The following is an 18981-nucleotide window of genomic DNA, read 5'->3' on the forward strand; positions in this document are numbered from 1 at the left end:
TTGCGGGGACGACCCGCGGCGGCCGCTCGCCAGTCGGTCCGGTGCCGTCGCGATCAGCGGTACCGCCGCTCGCCAGTCACTGCTCGTTCATCGCCTCGCTGGCGATGTTGCGGCCGCGGGAGTTCAACGCCACCTCGCGGCGCACCCGCACCTCCTCGACCACTTCGAGGTCGACGAGCCGCTCGAACGTCTCTTCGACGGCGTCGACGTCCATCCCGAGGAACGACGGGATCTCGAAGGGCGAGACCCCGGAGTACAGCGCCATCAACACCTCCCGGTCGCGGCTGGAGAGGTCGACGTTCGTCGAACTCCGCTCCTCGCCCTTCCGGAGCCACGCCTCGACGAACCGCATTCGGTTGGGGTCGCCCGCGATGTGGGTCTCGATGCTGGTCCCCTCGTCGTCGGTGTGCGACACCTCGATCACCGGCTTCTTCTCGCCGTTGACGGTGCGTTTCGCGGCGTCGAGCCCGCTGATGTCGTCGAGGTCGAACTTCACGAACGCGCCGCTCTCTAGGGCCGCGTTGAGTCCGTTCTCGTCGATCTTCACCCGCGCCTGCTCCCACTCGGTCTCCTGGACGACGCCGCCCTCGATCGCGGGGTGTTTCGCGGTCACCGTCCGCTGGTCGAGCAGCGCGCGGTACACGTCGCGCTCGAACTCCTCGTGCTCGGCGGCGGCGACCAACAGCACCTGATCGCCGAGGTCGAAGCTGACGTAGTTGGAGACCCGCGCGACCGACTGGTTGGCGTCGTGGCGCCCGCCGAGCCCCTCGAGGTCCGAGAGCGGGACGGTGCGCTTTCCGTCGTTGCCGGCCAAGATCAGCCGTCGGTTCGAGAGGAGCACGCGCCCCGGCGTCCACGAGACGTCGCTCACCTTCCGCCCGTCGCGGACGGCGACCGCGAACCGCGCCTGGGTGTCGGCGACCTTGTACTCGCCGCTCCCGCCGGACATTTACGGCCCCCCCGCCCGGAGCTTCGAGACCGCGGAGAACACCCGCTTCCGGACCGCGGGGCTCTCGTCGTCGGTGAACTCTTCGAGCCGGTTGAGCGTCTCTTGCCCGCCGATCTGCCCGAGCACGAACACCGCCTTCGCGCGGGCGTCCTCGGGGTGTTCGGTGCCGAGCCGGTCGAGCAGTCGGTCCTCGACGATCGGTCCGCCGAGGCTCTTGAGGCTGGTGGCCGCGAACTGCGCGGTCTGGGGGTCGTCGTCCGCGAGCGCGTCCGCGAGCGCCTCGACGGCGGCCGCCGACTCCGGCTCGGCGACGCGGCCCAGGATCCACGAGGCGTTCCGCCGCTGGCGGCTCTGCTGGCCGTCCGTGAGGATCTCGACGAGCGGCTCGACGACCGTCGCGTCGTCGGCCTGCTTCAGTTCGGAGACGACCCGGTCGCGGACCGCGTGGCTCTGCCGGGTCGGCACGTTCGAGAGCAGTTCGATGATCGAGTACACCGCGGCGTTGCGCACCACCGCGCTCTCGTCGCCGAGCGCGCGCGCCAGCGGCTCGACCGGTTCCGGGTTGTTCGCCTTTCCGAGCGCGCCGGCGGCGATCCGCCGAAGCGACTCGTCCCCGTCGTCGAGCAGATCCAGGAGAGGGGCGAGCGCCCGATCGGTGCCGATGTTGCCGAGCGCGTTCGCGGCGGCCCGCCGGACCCGCGGCTCGTCGTCGAGCCGCTCCGTCAGGGCGGGGACCGCGCGGGGGTCGGCGAAGGTCCCGCAGGCCTGACACGCCCGGAGCCTGACGCGAGGGTCCTCGTCGTCGAGCGCCTCGACGAGGTGTTGGAGGCCGCTGTCGTCGTCCAGGCGACCGAGCGCGTTCGCGGCGGCCATCCGGAGCTCCGGACGGTCGGCCCGCAGCGCGCGGGCGAACTTCCGGGCGGTGACCCACTCCGCCTCGGAGCCCTTGGTCCCCGTGAGCTCCGAGAGGAGCTGTTCGAGCGCCGCCTCGCCGATCTCGTCGAGCGCGTCGACCGCGGCCCCGCGGACCTGCGCGTCCTCGTCGCCGGTCGCGGCGCGCAGGAGGACGTCGATCGACGGCTGGTCGCCTGTATCGGCGACCTCGCCGAGGAACTCGGCCGCGCGCTTCCGGACCGCGGCGCTGTCGCTGCCCATGGCGTCCCTGAGCCGGTCTGCGTTCCCGTCCCGCGCGTGCTGGTACAGCGACATCAGACCCTCCGGAACACCCGCCGGCGCTTGTCGATCGGTTCGTACCGATCCGATCGGTCCGGCGGGACGCTCTCGGTCATGCCGAGCACGAGCACCCCGTCCTCCGCGAGCGACGCCTCCAGCGTGTCGAACAGCGCCCCCTTGTGGTCCACGTCGATGTAGATCAGCAGGTTTCGGCACAACACCACGTCGAACGGGTCGCGCGCGCCGTCGCGGATCAGGTCGTGCGTCTCGAAGTCGACGAGCCGCTGGACCGCCGAGCGCACCCGGAACGCGTCGTCGTCGCGCTCGACGTAGCGATCGGGGTCCGAGAGGGGTTCGAGTTCGGCCGCGATGTCGGTCGTACGGGTGGTGTGATAGACGCCCTCGCGAGCGCTGTCGAGCGCCTCTTCGCTGATGTCGGAGCCGAGCACCTCGACGCGCGACTCGTCGATCTCGGGGTCGTCGCAGGCTAACATCGCGACCGAGTACGGCTCCCGGCCGTCGGCCGAAGGGGCCGACCAGACGCGGACCCGGCGCTGCTCGCTCGTCCGCTCGCGGAGCACGTCGCGGAGCACGTCCCACATCTCCGAGTTGCGGAAGAACTCGGTCACGTTGATCGTGAGCGCGTCCATCAGCGCCTCGCGCTCGCCGTCGTCCTCCCGGAGCAGGCGCTCGTACTCGGCGTGCGACTCGGTGTCGCGCCGGCGCATCCGGGCGGTGATCCGGCGGTCGAGGTACGACTCGTTGTAGTAGCCGGGCTCGAACGGGACCGTGTCGTTGATCTGCCTGAGCACGCCCTCGAACTCCGTCTCGCTCTCGCCGCTCATAGGCTCACCACGTCGAGGACGGCCACGACGTCGCCGTCGCCGAGGACCGCCGTGCCGCTGAGGCCCGGCGTCCCCGACAGCGGCCCGTCGAGCGGTTTCACGACCACTTCCTCCTGATCGAGCACGGCGTCGCAGTGGAGCGCGACCTGCCGCGTCTCCTCGCGGATCCGCACGAGCATCCCCTCGTCGGTCACGCCGCCGTCGGTCGTCGCGGAGGCGGACTCGCCTCCTGCGGTGTCAACTTCCGTGGCGTCGCCGGCACCCGACCCGACCGCCGCGGCGCCGCCGTTCGCGAGCCGCTCGTTCAGCCGGATCACGGGATAGAGATCGTCCTCGTGACGGACGATCTCGTCGCCGTGGACCTCCTCGATGTCGTCCGCGCGGGCGACCTCGGCGATCGACTTGATCGGGATCCCGTACTCCGTCCCGCCCACGTCGACGAACATCACCTTCACGATGGCGACGGTGACGGGGAGCCGGAACCGGACCGTGGTCCCCTCGCCCGGTTCGCTCTCGACCGAGACGGAGCCGTCTAGGTCGCGGGCGGTCGTCCGCACCACGTCCATCCCGACGCCGCGCCCGGAGACGTCGGTCACCTCCTCCGCGGTGGAGAAGCCGGGGTGGAACACGAGGTCGTACACCTCGTCGTCCTCCATCGCCTCGACCGCCTCGCGGCTCTTGACGCCCTCGTCGACCGCCTTCTCGCGGAGCTGGTCGGGGTCGAGCCCGCCGCCGTCGTCGGCGACCTCGATGATCACGTGGTCGCGCTCGCGCTCGGCCGTGAGCCTGACGTGCCCGGTCGGGTCCTTCCCGGCGGCCTCGCGCTCCTCGGGGGTCTCGATCCCGTGGTCGACCGCGTTCCGCAAGACGTGGACGAGCGGATCGCGCATCTCCGTGAGGATGGTGCGGTCGAGCTCCACGTCGTCGCCCTCGATCTCGAAGTCGATCCGCTTGTCGAGGTCCCGCGAGATGTCGCGGACGAGCCGCGGGAACGAGTCCGACACCTGGGAGAACGGGATGAGCCGCATGTCCATCGCGGTGTCCTGCAGGCTGGAGGCGAGCTTGTCGAGCTCGTCTAAGGCGTCCGACTGCGCGTTCAGCTCCTCTAACTCCCGGCGGAGCTTGATCCGACTCGTCACCAGCTGCTCGACGAGCCCGTACAGCTCGTCGACCTGGTCGACGTCGACCCGGATCGACTTGATCTCGTCGCCGGACTTCGAGTCGGATTTGGTGTCGGACGAGCCGTCGTCCGCGTCGTCTTCGGTGTCCGCGCCGTCTTCGGCGTCCGCGTCGTCGTCGGCCTCCGCGCCGTCTTCGGCGTCCGCGTCGTCGTCGGCCTCTGCACCCGATTCGGCGTCGGCCCCCACACCTGATTCGGCGTCGGCCCCCACACCTGATTCGGCGTCGGCCTCTGCACCCAATTCGGCGTCGCCGCCGGAGTCGACCGCGTCCGCCTCTCCGCCTTCGTCACTATCTCCGACCAGCGCCGTCGCGATCGACTCGACCTGCGTGAGCGCGCCGATCCCCTCGGCGACGACCGCGGGGTCGGCGTCGGCGACGAAGGCGTCGAACCGTTCGTCGTACTCCCCGTCCTCCAGCGCCTCGGGGTTGGGGACCGTGACGTGCTCGCCGAACTGGTCGTCGAGCGCCTGCAACACGAGCGCCGCGTCGACGCCCGCCATCGCGGCCTCGCCGATCGTCACGTCCGCGTACACGACCGGACCGTCGAGGGCGGCCGCCGCGTCGGGGAGTTCGGGGACTGAGACGGCGTCCGCGTCGTCCTCGGTGTTCTCGTCGCTCTCCTCGGCGGGCCCCTCGTCGGCCTCGCCGCCCTCGTCGCTGTCGTCCGCGTCAGTATCGTCGACCTCGCCGGCGTCGGAGCCGTCGTCGCTGCCGGCGTCCTCCCCGCCGACGGTCCCGTGTTCCTCCATCTCGCGGAGGCGGCTCTCCAGGTCGGAGGGGTCGGTCGACACGTCGCCCGTGTCGGCGATCTCCGACACCATCGCCTCGACGGTGTCCACCCCCTCGAAGAGCAGGTCCATCAGCTCGGGCGTCACCTCACGGTCGCCCTGCCTGACCGCGTCGAGCAGGTCTTCGAGGGCGTGTCCGAAGTCGGAGACGTCCTCGTACCCCATCGCCGCGGCGTTCCCCTTCAGCGTGTGGGCGACGCGGAACACGTCGTCCATCGCCTCGGCGTCCTCGGGGTCGGCCTCCAGCGCGAGCAGGGCGTTGTTCAGGTCCGTGATCCCGTCTTCCGCCTCGGCGACGAACGCGGCGCGGTGGGAGTCCATCAGGCCTCACCCCCCACGATCGCGCCGGCCACGTCGTCGAGGTCGTGAACCTCGTCGACGCCGCCCGTCTCGACCGCGCGCTTCGGCATCCCGTAGATGACGCAGGTGTCCTCGCTCTGCGCGATGGTCCGCGCGCCGGCGTCGGCCATCGCCCGGATCCCCTCCGAGGCGTCGGCGCCCATCCCGGTCAACACGACGCCCACGAGGGGGCCGTCGACGACCTCGGCGGCCGAGCGCATCGTCACGTCGGCGGCGGGCGTGACCGACTGCGAGTCGTCCTCGTCGAGCTTGACGCGGAGCCGTCCGGACCGGTAGCTGTCGATCCGGGTGTGGCTCCCGCCGCGGGCGACGAGCGCCTCGCCGGAGCCGATCCGGGCCCCGTCGCTCGCCTCGCGCACGTCGTACGCCGAGGCCTCGTCGAGGCGGTCGGCGAACCGAGAGGTGAACGCCTCCGGCATGTGCTGGACGATGACGACCCGGCAGTCTGCCATCGGTAACGCCCCCATGACGCGCTCGACCGCGTTCGGTCCGCCCGTCGACGCGCCGATCACGACCGTCAGCGGACCGTCGACCTCGGCGGTCGCTGTCGACGCGGACGGGGCCGACGCGCTCGCGGTCGTCGCGCCCGAGCCGCCCTCGGCGGCCTCGCGCTCGCGCCGGTCGCGCGTCGCCGCGGCGAGGTCGGCGCCCGCGACCGACCGGACCGCCTCGACGAGCCGGTCCGACTCGCGGGAGACGCCCGTCGACACCTCGCCGCCGGGCTTCGAGAAGAAGTCGACCGCGCCGCGTTCGAGCGCCTCGAACGTCACCTCCGCGCCCTCGGCGGTGTGCGCCGAGAGCATCAGCACGGGCGTCGGCGTCTCGTCCATCAGCCGCTCCACGGCTTCGAGCCCCCCCATTCCCGGCATCTCGACGTCCATCGTCACGACATCCGGACGCGTCTCGGCGACCACCGACAGCGCCTCGGCGCCGTCGCCCGCCTCGCCGACGACCGCGACCCCCGCGTCGGTCAAGAGGTCGGAGATCAACCCTCGCATGAACGGCGAGTCGTCGACGACAACCACCCGCAAGGAGTCGTCGCGACCGCCTCGCCGATCCGTCGTCCTACTCATGTACGGAAGCGGGCCCAGAATCAGCATAAATCCACGGACCCGGTAATCACGCCTGATAATTCAGGGGACACGGTTATTGGTCCCTTCGCCGCAGTCCCCTCCATGGCAGCCATCGAGACGGACGCCGAACCCACGAAGGTGCTGGAGTTCGGACTGGGTGACGGGACGTACTGTCTGGACATCGGGGTCATCGACGAGATCGTCGACGCCGGCGAGCTCACGCGGATCCCCAACTCCCCCGACCACGTCGAGGGCGTGATGGACCTGCGGGGCCGCACGACCACGATCGTCGACCCGAAGACGCTCTTCGCGATCGAGGAGGAGGGCCCCCGCGAGCGGATCGTGGTGTTCGACGACACCGAGATCGACGAGGGCGGCACGGTCGGCTGGATGGTCGACGAGGTGTTCCAGGTCCGCGACGTTGCCCCGGAAGACGTCGATCAGGCGACGACGGTCGACGACGAGGGAGTCAACGGGATCGTCAAGTCCGACGACCGCTTCGTGGTCTGGGTCTCTCCCGATGTCGAAGAGGCCGAAGACCTCGACGCCGCCGACCTCGCCGCGGAGGGCGAGGAGGCCGAAGCGTAGCGCACCGGTCCGTCCGAGCCCCGATCTGCGATCGGCGGTCGCCGGTCCGTCCGAGCCCCGATCGGCGATCGGCGGTCGCCGGTCCGTCCGCGACTCGTCCCGCGATCGTTCTCACCCGTGAGAACCGGGTGGCAACCCTTATCCGATAACCGACAAGTCGATCCGTATGCGCGCCTCAAGCGGCGTTCCCGGGTTCGACGCCCTCGTCGACGGCGGGTTCCCGGAGAATCGCCTGTACGTTGTCAGCGGCCCTCCCGGCAGCGGGAAAACGACGTTCTGCTCGCAGTTCGCCGCGCAGGGCGCTCGTAACGGCGAGGACGTGCTGTACATCAGCATGCACGAGACGAAGGAGGGGATCCGTCGGGACATGGGCGGGTACGAGTTCGGATTCGACCGCGCGCTCGACAGCGACCGGATCACCTTCCTCGACTCCTTCTCCTCGGACGGCCGACGCTTCTTCGGCCTACCGGGCGAGCGGCGAGACCACTCGGGGGTGACGAACCGGCTCACCGGCTTCATCAACTCCCGCGACATCGACCGGGTCGTCTTCGACTCCACCATGCTGTTGCGGTTCCTCCTCGACGACGACGAGGACACGATGGTACAGCTGCTCTCCTCGCTGAAGCGGACCGACGCGACGACCCTGCTCATCTCCGAGATGACCGATCCGAGCGCGTACTCCGAAGAGCACTACCTCGCGCACGGCGTCGTCTTCATGCACAACTACCTCGAAGACGACGGGATGCAGCGCGGGATCCAGGTGCTGAAGATGCGCGGGACCGACGTGAACACCGACATCCAGGGCGTTGAGTTCACCGACGGCGGGATCCGGGTCGGTTCGGCGGCGACGGTGAACTACTGATGTACGACCGGACTTTCGGAACAGAGTGGGACGACCTCGCCCGCGAGGAGGCGGTCGAGCGCGCGTTCGCGCTCGGGGTCGCCGACGGCGTCGGCAGCAAGCGACCGACCGAGCTCGACCGCGTTCTGGCCGCGTTCGAGAACGCGTACGACCGGAGCCTGATCGAACTCGCGTACGACGAGGGTCGGACCAAGGCGCTCGAAGCCGCCGCCGAGGCCGACGACGCCGAGGCGGTCTGGGACCAACTCGTCGACGGCACCGGCTCCCCGCGCGATTCTCCCGTGTCGGCCGCCCTCCCCGGAGCGATAACGGAACTGACACTCACGAGGCGCCCCCGAGAAGGCCCCCCGTCGTCGCTCGACCTCCCGTCCATGCTCCGGAAGTGATCCCTCGGAAGGGTTTTACCCGATACCCCCTCAACCCAGACACATGACCGTGCTTCCCGACGCTGTCCTCGACGCCGACAGCGTGCTCGTCACCGGGCCACCGATGAGCGGGAAGTACGACCTGTTCAACCGACTGCTCGCCGAGTGGTCGACCGGCCCGGTGATAATCTCCACCGGGCGCACCGCGGAGAAGGTCCGCGGCGACTACGAGTCGATCACGGGCCGCGACGGCGACGACGTGATCGTCATCGACTGCATCACTCACGAGCAGGGCGACAAGCGCGACGACACCCCGACGACGAAGTACGTCGCCAGCGCCGGCAACCTCACCGATATCGGGATCAAGTTCACCGACGTGGTCGAGTCCTCTGCGGGCCGGGAGCGCGCCGTCGGGGTCTACTCGCTGTCCCAGCTGTTGATGTACTGGGACCCAGAGCGGATCTACCGGTTCACCCGCGTGATGACCTCCCAGACCTCGGGAGAGGGGTGGCCGTTCGTCGGCGTGGTCAACTCGACCGCCCACGACGAGCAGGTGGTCCACACCCTCCACGAGCCGTTCGACGTGATCGTCGAGACCCGCGTCGAGGGCGACGACCGGGAGTTCCGGGTCCGCGGTCGGGTTGGGAAACCCACCGAGTGGACCGCGTTTTAGCTCGCGGGGGCCGAGCCGCGTCGATTACCCCACCAGCTCGAACTCGGCGCCCAGCGGCGGGGCGTCTGGGATCCCCCAGTAGACGAATCGGTACGTGCCGGGCCCGAGCGGCGGGCACACCGCGAGCTCCCGGTCGGGGACCGCCGACGCGATCACCGCTTCTTCGAGGTCGATCGACCAGATGTACGCGCCGCTCGGGTCGAGCGTCTCCTCGATTCGGGGAAGCTCGACCGCCTCGCCCGTGGGCGACCCGCGGACGTCGAGCCACCCCTCGCCCGTCTGGCGCTGGAACGAGTAGGCGTGCTTGCCGAGGACCGTCGCCGGCTCGTCGCCGGTGTTACGGAACACGAGCCGCATCGACTGGCCGTACGTCTCGGCGTTTCCCTCCGTCGCCAGCTCGAACCGCGTCCCCCCGGCGTCGACGATGGTCCCCTCGACCGGCTCGTCGAAGGGAGCCGTCAGCCGGGCGAACGCGTCGTCCTCGCACGTCAGCGTCTCCGGGACTCCCTCGGGTCCCTGCGGGCCGTCGCCCGCGGCGAAGTCGAGGCACCCGGCGACCCCGACCGACCCGGCGGCGGTGAGGGTCCCCGCGCTCGTCGCCAACAGATCGCGTCGCGTGCGCTTCATGCGACCCATTGGGGCGCGACGGGTTTGAACCGCACGCGTCGGCGCCGAGCGTGCGCCAGCACGTCTCGCTCCGGTCTCGGTTCGGAACTCCTCCCGCCCCGGTTCGGAACCGCTTTCCCGTCGGCCGGCGCATTGCCGTCCATGGAGCTGTTCGGATCCAGCGGCATTCGCGGAGTCGCGCTTCGGTACCTCACGCCGGAGCTCGTCCTCGACATCGCGAAGGCCGCCGGCACGACCTGGGACGCCGACCGGGTCGCCGTCGCCCGCGACACCCGCACCACCGGTGAGCTGTTCGCCAACGCCGCGGCGAGCGGGCTCGCCGCCGTCGGTTGCGACGTCGACCGGCTCGGCGTCGTCCCGACGCCCGCGGTCGGCAACTACTGCGAGTCCGCGGAGGTTCCCTGCGTGCTCGTCACCGCTTCACACAACCCGCCGGAGTTCAACGGGATCAAGCTCGTCGGCGACGACGGCGTGGAGCTCTCCGTCGACGTGCTCGAACGCGTCGAGCGCCGCGTCCTCGACGACGACTACGACCACGCGGACTGGCGGAACGCCGGCGCGACGACCCGGATCGAGGGCGCCGTCGACGACTACGCCGACCAGCTGATCGACGCGGTCGACGCCGAGGCGATCGCCGACGCCGATCTCACGGTCGCGGTCGACCCCGGTCACGGCGCGGCGTCGGTGTCGTCGCCGCGGATCTACCGCGAGCTCGGCTGCGAGGTGCTGACGGTGAACGCGACGCCCGACGGTCACTTCCCCGGCCGGGAGTCGGAGCCGGTGCCGGAGAACCTCGACGACCTCCAGCGGCTCGTCGCGACCAGCGACGCCGACGTGGGAATCGCTCACGACGGCGACGCGGACCGAGCGGTGTTCGTCGACGAGACGGGCGCGTTCGTCGACGGCGACACCTCGTTCGCGGCGATGGCGGACGCCTGCCTCGAACCGGGCGACGCCGTCGTCAGCGCGGTGAACGTCTCACAGCGGGTCGTCGACGTCTGCGACGCCAACGACGCCGACCTCGAACTCACGCCCATCGGGGCGACGAACATCATCACTCGGACGCGAGAACTCCACGAGGAGGGGACGAACGTCCCCGTCGCCGGCGAGGGGAACGGCGGGCTGTTCTTCCCGCCGTACCGGCTCTCGCGGGACGGCGCGTACATCGGCGCCCGGTTCCTCGAGCTGCTCGCGGGCGCAGACGGGGCGCCCGTCAGCGAGGTCGTCGCGCCGTACACCGACTACCACTTCGTGCGGCGCAACGTCGAGTACGCGGACGACGACGAGCGCGACGAGATGCTGTCTGCCGCGCGCGCCTACGTCGAGACCGCGGACGCCGAGCCGAACACCACCGACGGCTACCGGCTCGACTACGGCGACGCGTGGGTGCTCGTGCGCCCCTCCGGCACCGAGCCGAAGATCCGGATCTACGCCGAGTCCGCCGACGCCGACCGCGCGGAGCGGCTCGCGACGGACATGTACGTCGCTGTCGAGAGCGGTCGGTAGGGGGAGTTCTCGCGGCTGTTGCGTATGAAGCCGTCAGCGGCGGCGACCGCTCACTCGGTGGCGACGGACGCCGCCGGCTCCGACGGGCACTTCGCCCACTGCACCGCGGCCGCGGCGTCGTTGAACGGCTCGGCGTCGATCCCGTCCACGTCCATCGTCCGTTCGAGGTACCGCCGCTTCGGGCGCTCCGCGACGACCGCGAACCGCGTCACGCCGCGGTCGGCGGCGGCCCGCGCCGCGAGCCGGAGCGTCCGCCGACCGGCGTCCGAGCAGGGGCGCGTCGTCCGGACGACGAGCACGACCGCGTCCACTCGCCGCTCGGCGGAGAGCGTCCGCCACCGGTCGAGCAGCGACTCGCCGTCCGACGGGGAGAGACCCGTCCCGTGTGGGAGCTCGACGACGAGCACTCCGTCGTCGACCCGGATCGACCATCGCTCGCTCGGTTCCATGGTATCTGTTCTCACCTGTCGGCTAATAAACCCGCGGAGGAAAATATCATAGTAGATATTTAGAGGGTGAGAATGAGACGCGACTGAAATCGCACGGAGCCGTCGTTCGTGGCCGAATCTCCCGTCGTTCTCTCGGATACGACGAGAAGTCACGTCTCGCTATCGATCGTGAGACCTATCGGTTCGAACGAATCGTTGGACGGGCCGGCCGCTCGATCGCCTCTAGTCTCGTCTCTCGCCGCCCGCTTCACCGTCTCGGTCGGCTGCGTCGACGACGGCCCGCGCGAGCGCATCGAAGTCGGCGTCGTCGGGGACCACGTCGACGTCGATTCCGCCCTCCGCGGCCGTCTCAGCGGTTGGCGGTCCGATCGCGCCCACGACCGCGTCGTTCAGCCCAGCGATCGCCGCCTCGCGGACCCCGCGCTCCGCCGCGGCGTCGAGGAAGTGGGTCACCGTGAGCGACGAGGTGAACGCCGCGGCGTCGAGTTCGCCCGCGGCGGCCAACACGACCGACTCGCCGGCCTCTTCCGGGCGCGTCAGCCGGTAGAGCACCGTCTCGGTCACGGTCGCGCCCGCCTCGCGGAGCCCCGTCAAGAGCACGTCGCTGCCGTGGTCCGAGCGCGCCACCTCGACGCGCTCGCCGTCGACGCGATCCTCCAGCGCCGCCACCAGTCCTGCGGAGGTGTACTCGTCCGGCACGAGGTCCACGGTCCAGCCCGCCGCCCGCGCCGCGTCCGCGGTCGCGGGACCGATGGCGACGAGGGTCGCGTCGCCCGGCTCCCAGCCCGCCTCGGCGGCGAGCTCGACGCCCGTCTTACTCGTGAGGACGACGTACGGCTCGTCGCCGGGGGTCTCGCCCGTCGGATCGACCGCGAGCATCGGGTCGGCGACCGGATCGGCTCCGAGCGACGCCAGGAGCGACTCCGCGTCCTCGATCCGCTCGTCGGCGGGACGGAAGACGGCGACTGCGGGGGCGTCGGAGGCGTCGAGGGCGTCGGGTTCGTCGGTCGCGGGGGCGTCGTCACTCACGCGTCGCCACCTCCCTCACCCTCGTTCCGGAGGAACTCGACGACCCGGTCGCGCGTCGCGGCCACGTCGCCGATCACGGTGATCGCGGGCGGCTCGATCCCCGCCTCGTCGCGGACCTCGACGATCGTGTCGAGGGTTCCGGTGGCGACGCGCATGTCGGCCCACGTCGCGCGCTCGACCAGCGCGACCGGGGTGTCGCCGCCGAGGCCGGCGTCGCGGAGCTCCGCGGTGTACGCCGGGAGCTTGCCGACGCCCATCAGCACGACGACGGTGCCGCCGGTCGCGGCGAGCGCCTCCCAGTCGACCGCAGACTCCTCCTTCGTCGGGTCCTCGTGGCCCGTGACGAAGGAGACGGAGGAGGCGTGGTCGCGGTGCGTCACCGGGATCCCGGCGACCGCGGGGCCCGCGATCGCGGAGGTGACGCCGGGGACGACCTCGAAGGGAATTCCCGCTTCGGCGAGGTGTTCGGCCTCTTCGCCGCCCCGCCCGAAAACGAACGGGTCGCCGCCTTTCAGACGGACGACCGACTTCCCCTCGCGCGCCAGCTCGACGAGCCGCCGGTTCGTGTACTCCTGCGGGGTCCACTCGCCGCCGGCGCGCTTCCCCACGTCCTCGCGCTTCGCCTCGGGGATCCGCCCGAGGATCTCCGGGCCGGGGAGCTTGTCGTGGAGCACCACGTCGGCCGACTCGATCAGATCGGCGGCCTTCACCGTCAGCAGGTCCGGGTCGCCCGGGCCGGAGCCCACGAGGTAGACGGTGCCGAGGTCGTCGTCGGTTCGCCCGTCGCTCGGCGGCGCCGCCGCGTCCCCCTCACTCATCGGCCGCCTCCTCCTCGGTCCCTACCCGAGTCCCCTCGTCGGCGCCGCCCTCGGTCTCCTCGCGGGCCGCCGCGATCAGGTCCGCCGCGCCCCTGTCGGCTAAGTCCGCCGCGAACTCCTCGGCGGCCTTCGCGTGCGACCGGATCGGGAGGTCGCGGGTGTCGGCCACCTCCTCGGTGCCGTCGGTCGAGAGCACGCGGACGCGGGTGTGGACGTGCTCGCCCTGCACGAGCGCCGAGACGCCGATCGGGGCGACACACCCCCCGTTGAGTTCGCCGAGGATCGTGCGCTCGACGGTGACGGCCACCCGGGTCCGCGGGTGGTCGACCGCGGAGCGCACGTCCTCGATCACGTCGGGGTCGGTCGCGGTGACGGCGATGGCGCCCTGCCCGGCCGCGGGGACGAACTCCTCTCGGGGGAGCCGCGTCGTCTCCACCTCGTAGAACAGCTCCGAGCGCCGGAGTCCCGCCTCCGCGAGGACGATGGCGTCGTACTCCGTCTCGACTTTCCGCTCCATCGCCGCGCGTTCGAGGTCCGAGAGCGAGTCGAACCACTCCTCGACGGTCTGATCGAACTCCTCGTCGACGTCGTCTCCCTCGCTGTCCCCTTCGCCGCCGTCGCCGCCTTCGTCGTCGCCGAGAGCGTCCCAGTTCGGTTCGTCGGCGTCGGTCTCGCCGTCTCCCTCCTCGCCGCTCTCTCCGCCCTCTTCAGCCGTCGCCGCGCGCGCCTCGCCCGAGGCGATCAGCCGGCGTTCGTGCTCCGCCTGCAGCCGGGGCGCGAGCAGTTTCTCGATCCGGGTGTCGACGTTGCCGCGGAGTGGTTCGACGGTCAGATCCGGCCGCGCGGCCTTGATCTGGGCGGTCCGGCGGAGCGATCCGGTCCCGACGACGGAGCCGGACGGGAGGTCCTCGATGCCGAGGCCGTCGGGGTGGACGAGCACGTCGCCGGAGGGCGCGCGCTCGGGGACGCCGGCGACGACCATGTCGCCCATCCCCTCGGTGGGCACGTCCTTCAGGGAGTGGACGGCGAGGTCGGCGTCGCCGTCGAGCACCTCCTCGTCGAGCGCGCGGACGAAGGCGCCGGTCCTGCCGAGGCGGTGGATCAGCTCGTCGGGGATCTGGTCGCCGCGGGTCTCGACGCGCCGGAGCTCCACGTCGCGTCGGCGGCTCGACAGGGCGTCGCGGACGGTCCCGGCCTGCCGGAGTGCCAGGTCCGACCCGCGCGTGGCGAGCCTGAGCGTATCGGTCATACCCGGATCGAGGCCCCCCGCGTTCAAAAGCGCACTAGTTCGGTCGTGACCTGAAGCTATCTGAGCTGTCGCTGACATTGAGAGAGTACGTTTCGTGTGTTCTCCGGAATGATCACAGTTCGTGTCGGATCCGAAATCGCAGAACGGGAGGGTGACCGACACGTGATCGACGATCACATCGAACGGTTACGGACGCTCGTCCAGCGGGGCCGTCTCCAGAACAAGATCCGTGATCAGACCGAGCACGCCCAGTATATTCTCGAAGCGATCGCTACGCTGGCCAAGGAAGGTGAACTTCCGGCACGGTCCAAAGAGATTCAGACGGTATACGAGACGGTTGCCGACGCCCACGGGGCGTCACCGTTGACGACTTTGAAAAGCGTGCAGGACCGCCTCTCCGACCTCCATATGCTCGGCTTTCTCATCCGGCACGAACAGAATCAGGGGCGAAGTGGCGGACAGTACTACGAGTACGAACTGGATCTCGATCCGAACATCGTTGTCCAAACACGGAAGAAGATCGCTGAGCAGACCCGCTGAGTGAAGTTTTCAGCCGTAAGTCCGCAATTAGATACGGAACCGAAGAACAGACGAAATGTACTCTTCGTATTTCACAGAACACACGAAACGTACTCTCTTGTATGAGAGACCACAACAGGGTCGATACGGCCGAACCGGCGACGGGGTTCACAAAATACACCTCTGAGACACTGGCAACACGTACCGGACCGAAGGTGTGTTAGTGCTCGGGGCCCAGATCCGGGTAATGGGAGTTCAGGAACAGTACCCGTTCGATATCGAGGCCGTCCGCGCCGACTTCCCGATCCTCGATCGGAAGGTCGGCGGCGATCCGGAGTCGCCGGGCGAGGGGGCGGGCGACGACACCCCGCTCGTCTACCTCGACAGCGCGGCGACCTCGCACACGCCGGACCCGGTCGTCGACACGATCGCGGACTACTACCGCGGCTACAACGCCAACGTCCACCGCGGGATCCACCAGCTGAGCCAGGAGGCCTCCGTCGCCTACGAGCAGGCCCACGACACCGTCGCCGACTTCGTCGGCGCGTCGGGCCGCGAGGAGATCGTCTTCACGAAGAACACCACCGAGGCGATGAACCTCGTCGCGTACGCCTGGGGACTCAACGAGCTCGGACCGGAGGACAACGTCGTCCTCACGCAGATGGAACACCACGCCTCGCTCGTCACGTGGCAGCAGATCGGAAAGCGCACGGGCGCCGACGTGCGGTTCGTCGAGGTGACCGACGAGGGCCGGCTCGACATGGAGCACGCCGCGACCCTGATCGACGACGACACGCAGATGGTGTCTGTCGTCCACGTCTCGAACACGCTGGGCACCGTCAACCCGATCCCCGAGATCGCGGCGATGGCCCACGACCACGACGCGTACGTCTTCGCGGACGGCGCGCAGTCGGTCCCGACTCGCCCGGTCGACGTCGAGGACCTCGGGGTCGACTTCCTCGCGTTCTCCGGCCACAAGATGTGCGGCCCGACCGGGATCGGGGCGCTGTACGGCCGCGAGGAGATCCTCGACGAGATGGAGCCGTACCTCTACGGCGGCGACATGATCCGGCGGGTCTCCTTCGAGGACTCCACGTGGGAGGACCTCCCGTGGAAGTTCGAGGCCGGGACGCCGTCGATCGCGCAGGGGATCGCCTTCGCGGCCGCGATCGAGTACCTCGAGGAGATCGGCATGGAGAACGTGCAGGCCCACGAGGACCTGCTGGCCGAGTACGCGTACGACGAATTGACCGCCCTCGGCGGCGTGGAGATCTACGGCCCGCCGGGCCACGACCGCGGCGGGCTCGTCGCGTTCAACGTCGAGGGCGTCCACGCCCACGACCTCTCCAGCATCCTCAACGACTACGGGGTCGCGATCCGAGCCGGCGACCACTGCACGCAGCCGCTTCACGACGAACTCGGCGTCGCCGCCTCCGCGCGCGCCTCCTTCTACCTCTACAACACCGTCGAGGAGGTCGACGCCCTGGTCGAGGCCGTCGGCGAGGCCCGCGACCTGTTCGCCTGACCCGTTCGTGGACCTGTTCGGTTCGTGGACCTGTTCCGTTCGTGGACCTGTCTCGTTCGCGTAGGGGCGGGATGACGGGGTATTGGGTTTTTCCGCGTGTGACCCGAGTGTTGGGGCGTTTCTGACGGTCAGGTGCGACGGTCGTCGATCGGGCTCGCACTCTGGGTCCGATAAGACCCCGGAACCCCTTTGAAGTGGGACGACGATTCTCAGGGTATGATCGACGAGACGGTCGCCGAGATCCGAGCGATGCGGACCCACAGCACGTCGGCGGTGGCCGTGAAGGCGACGCGGGCGCTCGCGGAGCTGCTCGACCGCGAGTACGTGGCGGTCGACGAATTCGAGCGCGACCTCGAACACAACGCGGGGGTGTTGCGGCGGTCGAACCCCTCCCACGCCGCGCTCCACAACGCGATACGCGAGGTCGAGCGCTCCGTGGTCGGTGAAGCGACGAGCGTCGAGGACGGTAAACAGCGGCTCGAAGAGACCATCGACCGCGTCGCCGACCACATCGAGACGGCGAAGGGAGAGGCCGCCGCCAACGCGGCCGAGCACATCGAGGACGGCGACACCCTGCTGGTCCACGACTACTCGACGACGGTGCTCGAGTCGATCGAGAACGCGGCCCGCGACGGCGCCCACCTGACGGTGTACGTCACGGAGGCGCGCCCGCGCACCCTCGGCCGGAAGACCGCCCGCGTGCTCGCCGGCATCGCGCGGGTCGACACCCGGATGGTGGTCGACAGCGCGATGGGGTACGCCCTCCGCGACTGCGACCGCGTCCTCCTCGGGATCACCTGCATGACCGGCGGCACGTACTACAACCGCGTCGGGACGTTCCCGCTCGTCGTCACCGCCCGCGAACTCGGCGTCCCCGTGACCGCGGTCGGCTCCGGCGCGAAACAGATCGAGGAGTTCCGGTTCGAAAACGAGTTCCGCGACGCCGTCGAGGTGATGCGCGAGCCCGTCGAGGACGTGACGATCGAGAACCCGAGCTACGACGCGACCCCGATCGGCATGGTCGACACCGTGATCACCGACGACGGCGTCGTGGAGTAGTCCGGGCGCCGGGAACCGGCCGCCGTCGCCGAAACGGCAGTGAACAATCGGATCCGGAAACCGTCGTAGCAGGTGCCGAGATCCGCCACAAGCACTTTGTACGTGTGTCGTGTTACCGCATACAATGAGCACGAGACAGGGGGCGGCAGGAGTCTTTCGGATCCGGAGCGCGGACCCGACGACGGCGGAGTGTGCCAGCGTCTCGTGTGACCTCACCGCGATCGCGAGCGAGCCCGGCGTCGTCACCGCGTTGGTCATCGCCGGCGTCGTCGCGTTCGTCGCGCTGACGTACGTCCGCGACGCGAAGGACGAGTGCCGGAGCGAGCGGCGGCGGGTCCTCGACGAGCGCGCCGCGTTCGAGGAGTTCGCGGACCGCATCTCCGGGCTTGACCCCGCACCCGCCTCGTCGACCGCGCCGTCGTTCGACGGGCCGGCGGCCGCGGTCCGCCCGGTCTCCGCGGTCAACGGCGGGAACGGGACCGACGACGTCAGGCTCCGGCGCGTGCTCGCGGCGTACCGGGACACGGTGATGTCGCTCCCCCACTACAGGGAGGAGTACGACGAGACGATCTCCGAGAGCCTCGCGGCCGAACTGGGCCCCGACACCGCCACCGCGCTGGCCTCCAACGGCACCCTCTCGGCGGGGGCGCAGTCGGCGCTGGTGCGGCGGAGCCGGCGGGCCGCCGACGCCCGGTCGTCGCTGGCGGACGCGATCGACGCGGAGATCGACACGCTGTCCCGGTACGAGAACGAGCTGACCCGCGTCGACCGCCGCCGTCGTCGCCTCATCGAACACCTCGACGGCGTGGAGGGGGATCAAACGGACGCGGCGATCGACATCTGGCAGCGCCTCGGCGGGCTCGAAGACGACTGCGACGAGGTGGCCAGCGAGCGGCAGCGCGCGCTCGACGACCCGCCGATGACCATCGACGACCCCGGCGAGGGGGCGGATCGACAGTCGTTCCACGAGTACCTGTACGGGGCGACCGAGGGGACGAACTACCCCGTGTTGGCGCAGATCGCGGAGATCGTCGAGGAGATCCGGACCGACCGCGACCGGGTCGCGGGCCGGGTCGCCGGCGGCGAGTGAGTCCCGCGCTTTCATCCGTCCTCGCCGCGTGGCTGTCGCCATGGGTAGAAGCGTCGTGTTAGCCACGCGAGCCCTCGCTCCGGACTCCGGTGCCGCGTCGGGACCGAGCCCCGCGCGGCGAACGGAGCGGCGATCACGCCAAGACGGCTCCGGCGAGGCGACGGGACGATGCTCCGGCGAGGAGACAGGACGATGCTCCGGCGAGGAGACAGGACGATGCTCCGGCGAGGAGACAGGACGATGCTCCGGCGA

General features: G+C 70.1%; 19 protein-coding genes and 1 pseudogene. 10 read left to right on the forward strand and 10 right to left on the reverse strand.

The window, feature by feature from the left end; genetic code table 11:
• Nucleotides 1-76: 76 nt before the first annotated feature.
• Genes C471_RS05395 through cheB form a run of 5 tightly spaced genes read right to left on the reverse strand, consistent with a single transcriptional unit; the run spans nucleotide 77 to nucleotide 6370 of the window.
• A complete protein-coding gene (locus C471_RS05395) occupies nucleotides 77-949 on the reverse strand; it encodes a CheF family chemotaxis protein (protein WP_004047032.1) in 873 nt (290 codons plus the stop codon).
• Nucleotides 950-2158, reverse strand: a complete 1209-nt coding sequence (locus C471_RS05400) for a HEAT repeat domain-containing protein (RefSeq protein ID WP_004047033.1) — start codon at nucleotides 2156-2158, stop codon at nucleotides 950-952.
• A complete protein-coding gene (locus C471_RS05405; protein WP_004047034.1) occupies nucleotides 2158-2967 on the reverse strand; it encodes a CheR family methyltransferase in 810 nt (269 codons plus the stop codon). Before C471_RS05405 ends, C471_RS05400 begins: the two co-directional genes overlap by 1 nt.
• Entirely contained in the window at nucleotides 2964-5258 is a 2295-nt protein-coding gene (locus C471_RS05410) for a chemotaxis protein CheA (RefSeq protein WP_004047035.1), read from the reverse strand. The genes C471_RS05405 and C471_RS05410 overlap by 4 nt, the downstream gene beginning before the upstream one ends.
• The gene (gene cheB / locus C471_RS05415) at nucleotides 5258-6370 is read right to left on the reverse strand and encodes a chemotaxis-specific protein-glutamate methyltransferase CheB (RefSeq protein WP_193366111.1); all 1113 of its coding nucleotides are present in this window, start codon (nucleotides 6368-6370) and stop codon (nucleotides 5258-5260) included. Before cheB ends, C471_RS05410 begins: the two co-directional genes overlap by 1 nt.
• 102 nt (nucleotides 6371-6472) lie before the next feature.
• Between cheB and C471_RS05420 the strand changes: the two genes are divergently transcribed.
• The 4 genes from C471_RS05420 (at nucleotide 6473) to C471_RS05435 (ending at nucleotide 8858) form a co-directional block, all read left to right on the forward strand.
• Complete coding sequence (locus C471_RS05420; RefSeq protein WP_004047037.1) at nucleotides 6473-6958, forward strand: chemotaxis protein CheW; 486 nt, start codon at nucleotides 6473-6475, stop codon at nucleotides 6956-6958.
• 166 nt (nucleotides 6959-7124) lie between these two features.
• Complete coding sequence (locus tag C471_RS05425; protein WP_004047038.1) at nucleotides 7125-7820, forward strand: RAD55 family ATPase; 696 nt, start codon at nucleotides 7125-7127, stop codon at nucleotides 7818-7820.
• Nucleotides 7820-8206, forward strand: coding sequence for a hypothetical protein (locus C471_RS05430; protein ID WP_004047039.1), 387 nt, complete (start codon nucleotides 7820-7822; stop codon nucleotides 8204-8206). The genes C471_RS05425 and C471_RS05430 overlap by 1 nt, the downstream gene beginning before the upstream one ends.
• A gap of 43 nt (nucleotides 8207-8249) precedes the next feature.
• The gene (locus C471_RS05435; RefSeq protein ID WP_004047040.1) at nucleotides 8250-8858 is read left to right on the forward strand and encodes a DUF7504 family protein; all 609 of its coding nucleotides are present in this window, start codon (nucleotides 8250-8252) and stop codon (nucleotides 8856-8858) included.
• Between the two features lie 24 nt (nucleotides 8859-8882).
• Here C471_RS05435 and C471_RS05440 read toward each other — a convergent pair whose 3' ends face one another.
• Nucleotides 8883-9485: a hypothetical protein gene (locus C471_RS05440; RefSeq protein ID WP_004047041.1), complete on the reverse strand. Its 603-nt coding sequence runs from the start codon at nucleotides 9483-9485 to the stop codon at nucleotides 8883-8885.
• Between the two features lie 141 nt (nucleotides 9486-9626).
• On the opposite strand from C471_RS05440, the gene glmM reads away from it, so the two are divergent.
• Nucleotides 9627-10991: a phosphoglucosamine mutase gene (gene glmM / locus C471_RS05445; RefSeq protein WP_004047042.1), complete on the forward strand. Its 1365-nt coding sequence runs from the start codon at nucleotides 9627-9629 to the stop codon at nucleotides 10989-10991.
• Nucleotides 10992-11041: 50 nt separating this feature from the next.
• Here glmM and C471_RS05450 read toward each other — a convergent pair whose 3' ends face one another.
• From C471_RS05450 to hemC, 4 genes are all read right to left on the reverse strand, one after another.
• On the reverse strand, nucleotides 11042-11440 hold the full coding sequence (locus tag C471_RS05450; RefSeq protein ID WP_004047043.1) for a hypothetical protein: 399 nt from the start codon (nucleotides 11438-11440) through the stop codon (nucleotides 11042-11044).
• Nucleotides 11441-11662: 222 nt separating this feature from the next.
• Nucleotides 11663-12469 (reverse strand): uroporphyrinogen-III synthase, encoded by an 807-nt coding sequence (locus tag C471_RS05455; RefSeq protein ID WP_004047044.1) that lies wholly within the window; start codon nucleotides 12467-12469, stop codon nucleotides 11663-11665.
• Nucleotides 12466-13287 carry a uroporphyrinogen-III C-methyltransferase gene (cobA, locus tag C471_RS05460; RefSeq protein WP_004047045.1) on the reverse strand — a complete coding sequence of 274 codons (822 nt, stop codon included), beginning with the start codon at nucleotides 13285-13287 and terminating at the stop codon, nucleotides 12466-12468. Before cobA ends, C471_RS05455 begins: the two co-directional genes overlap by 4 nt.
• On the reverse strand, nucleotides 13280-14536 hold the full coding sequence (gene hemC, locus C471_RS05465) for a hydroxymethylbilane synthase (protein ID WP_004047046.1): 1257 nt from the start codon (nucleotides 14534-14536) through the stop codon (nucleotides 13280-13282). The genes cobA and hemC overlap by 8 nt, the downstream gene beginning before the upstream one ends.
• Before the next feature lie 117 nt (nucleotides 14537-14653).
• Here hemC and C471_RS05470 point away from each other — a divergent pair.
• The 5 genes and pseudogenes from C471_RS05470 to C471_RS17905 all read left to right on the forward strand — a co-directional run.
• Nucleotides 14654-15076, forward strand: a pseudogene (locus tag C471_RS05470) (cell division control protein Cdc6); the annotation flags it as partial.
• A gap of 226 nt (nucleotides 15077-15302) precedes the next feature.
• Nucleotides 15303-16580: an aminotransferase class V-fold PLP-dependent enzyme gene (locus tag C471_RS05475; protein ID WP_004047048.1), complete on the forward strand. Its 1278-nt coding sequence runs from the start codon at nucleotides 15303-15305 to the stop codon at nucleotides 16578-16580.
• 216 nt (nucleotides 16581-16796) lie between these two features.
• A complete protein-coding gene (locus C471_RS05480; RefSeq protein ID WP_004047049.1) occupies nucleotides 16797-17639 on the forward strand; it encodes a translation initiation factor eIF-2B in 843 nt (280 codons plus the stop codon).
• A gap of 124 nt (nucleotides 17640-17763) precedes the next feature.
• Entirely contained in the window at nucleotides 17764-18729 is a 966-nt protein-coding gene (locus C471_RS05485) for a DUF7260 family protein (RefSeq protein ID WP_004047050.1), read from the forward strand.
• A gap of 40 nt (nucleotides 18730-18769) precedes the next feature.
• On the forward strand, nucleotides 18770-18981 hold a 212-nt coding region (locus C471_RS17905), incomplete at its 3' end, for a hypothetical protein (protein WP_204365927.1).

Origin of the sequence: Halorubrum saccharovorum DSM 1137, from assembly GCF_000337915.1 — an archaeon.
Classification (GTDB): domain Archaea; phylum Halobacteriota; class Halobacteria; order Halobacteriales; family Haloferacaceae; genus Halorubrum; species Halorubrum saccharovorum.

Bases quoted from the DNA above. Each gene is read 5' to 3' on its own strand.
- C471_RS05395 (WP_004047032.1), bottom strand. From the start codon at position 949: ATGTCCGGCGGGAGCGGCGAGTACAAGGTCGCCGACACCCAGGCGCGG.
- C471_RS05400 (WP_004047033.1), bottom strand. From the start codon at position 2,158: ATGTCGCTGTACCAGCACGCGCGGGACGGGAACGCAGACCGGCTCAGG.
- C471_RS05405 (WP_004047034.1), bottom strand. From the start codon at position 2,967: ATGAGCGGCGAGAGCGAGACGGAGTTCGAGGGCGTGCTCAGGCAGATC.
- C471_RS05410 (WP_004047035.1), bottom strand. From the start codon at position 5,258: ATGGACTCCCACCGCGCCGCGTTCGTCGCCGAGGCGGAAGACGGGATC.
- cheB (WP_193366111.1), bottom strand. From the start codon at position 6,370: ATGAGTAGGACGACGGATCGGCGAGGCGGTCGCGACGACTCCTTGCGG.
- C471_RS05420 (WP_004047037.1), top strand. From the start codon at position 6,473: ATGGCAGCCATCGAGACGGACGCCGAACCCACGAAGGTGCTGGAGTTC.
- C471_RS05425 (WP_004047038.1), top strand. From the start codon at position 7,125: ATGCGCGCCTCAAGCGGCGTTCCCGGGTTCGACGCCCTCGTCGACGGC.
- C471_RS05430 (WP_004047039.1), top strand. From the start codon at position 7,820: ATGTACGACCGGACTTTCGGAACAGAGTGGGACGACCTCGCCCGCGAG.
- C471_RS05435 (WP_004047040.1), top strand. From the start codon at position 8,250: ATGACCGTGCTTCCCGACGCTGTCCTCGACGCCGACAGCGTGCTCGTC.
- C471_RS05440 (WP_004047041.1), bottom strand. From the start codon at position 9,485: ATGAAGCGCACGCGACGCGATCTGTTGGCGACGAGCGCGGGGACCCTC.
- glmM (WP_004047042.1), top strand. From the start codon at position 9,627: ATGGAGCTGTTCGGATCCAGCGGCATTCGCGGAGTCGCGCTTCGGTAC.
- C471_RS05450 (WP_004047043.1), bottom strand. From the start codon at position 11,440: ATGGAACCGAGCGAGCGATGGTCGATCCGGGTCGACGACGGAGTGCTC.
- cobA (WP_004047045.1), bottom strand. From the start codon at position 13,287: ATGAGTGAGGGGGACGCGGCGGCGCCGCCGAGCGACGGGCGAACCGAC.
- hemC (WP_004047046.1), bottom strand. From the start codon at position 14,536: ATGACCGATACGCTCAGGCTCGCCACGCGCGGGTCGGACCTGGCACTC.
- C471_RS05475 (WP_004047048.1), top strand. From the start codon at position 15,303: ATGGGAGTTCAGGAACAGTACCCGTTCGATATCGAGGCCGTCCGCGCC.
- C471_RS05480 (WP_004047049.1), top strand. From the start codon at position 16,797: ATGATCGACGAGACGGTCGCCGAGATCCGAGCGATGCGGACCCACAGC.
- C471_RS05485 (WP_004047050.1), top strand. From the start codon at position 17,764: ATGAGCACGAGACAGGGGGCGGCAGGAGTCTTTCGGATCCGGAGCGCG.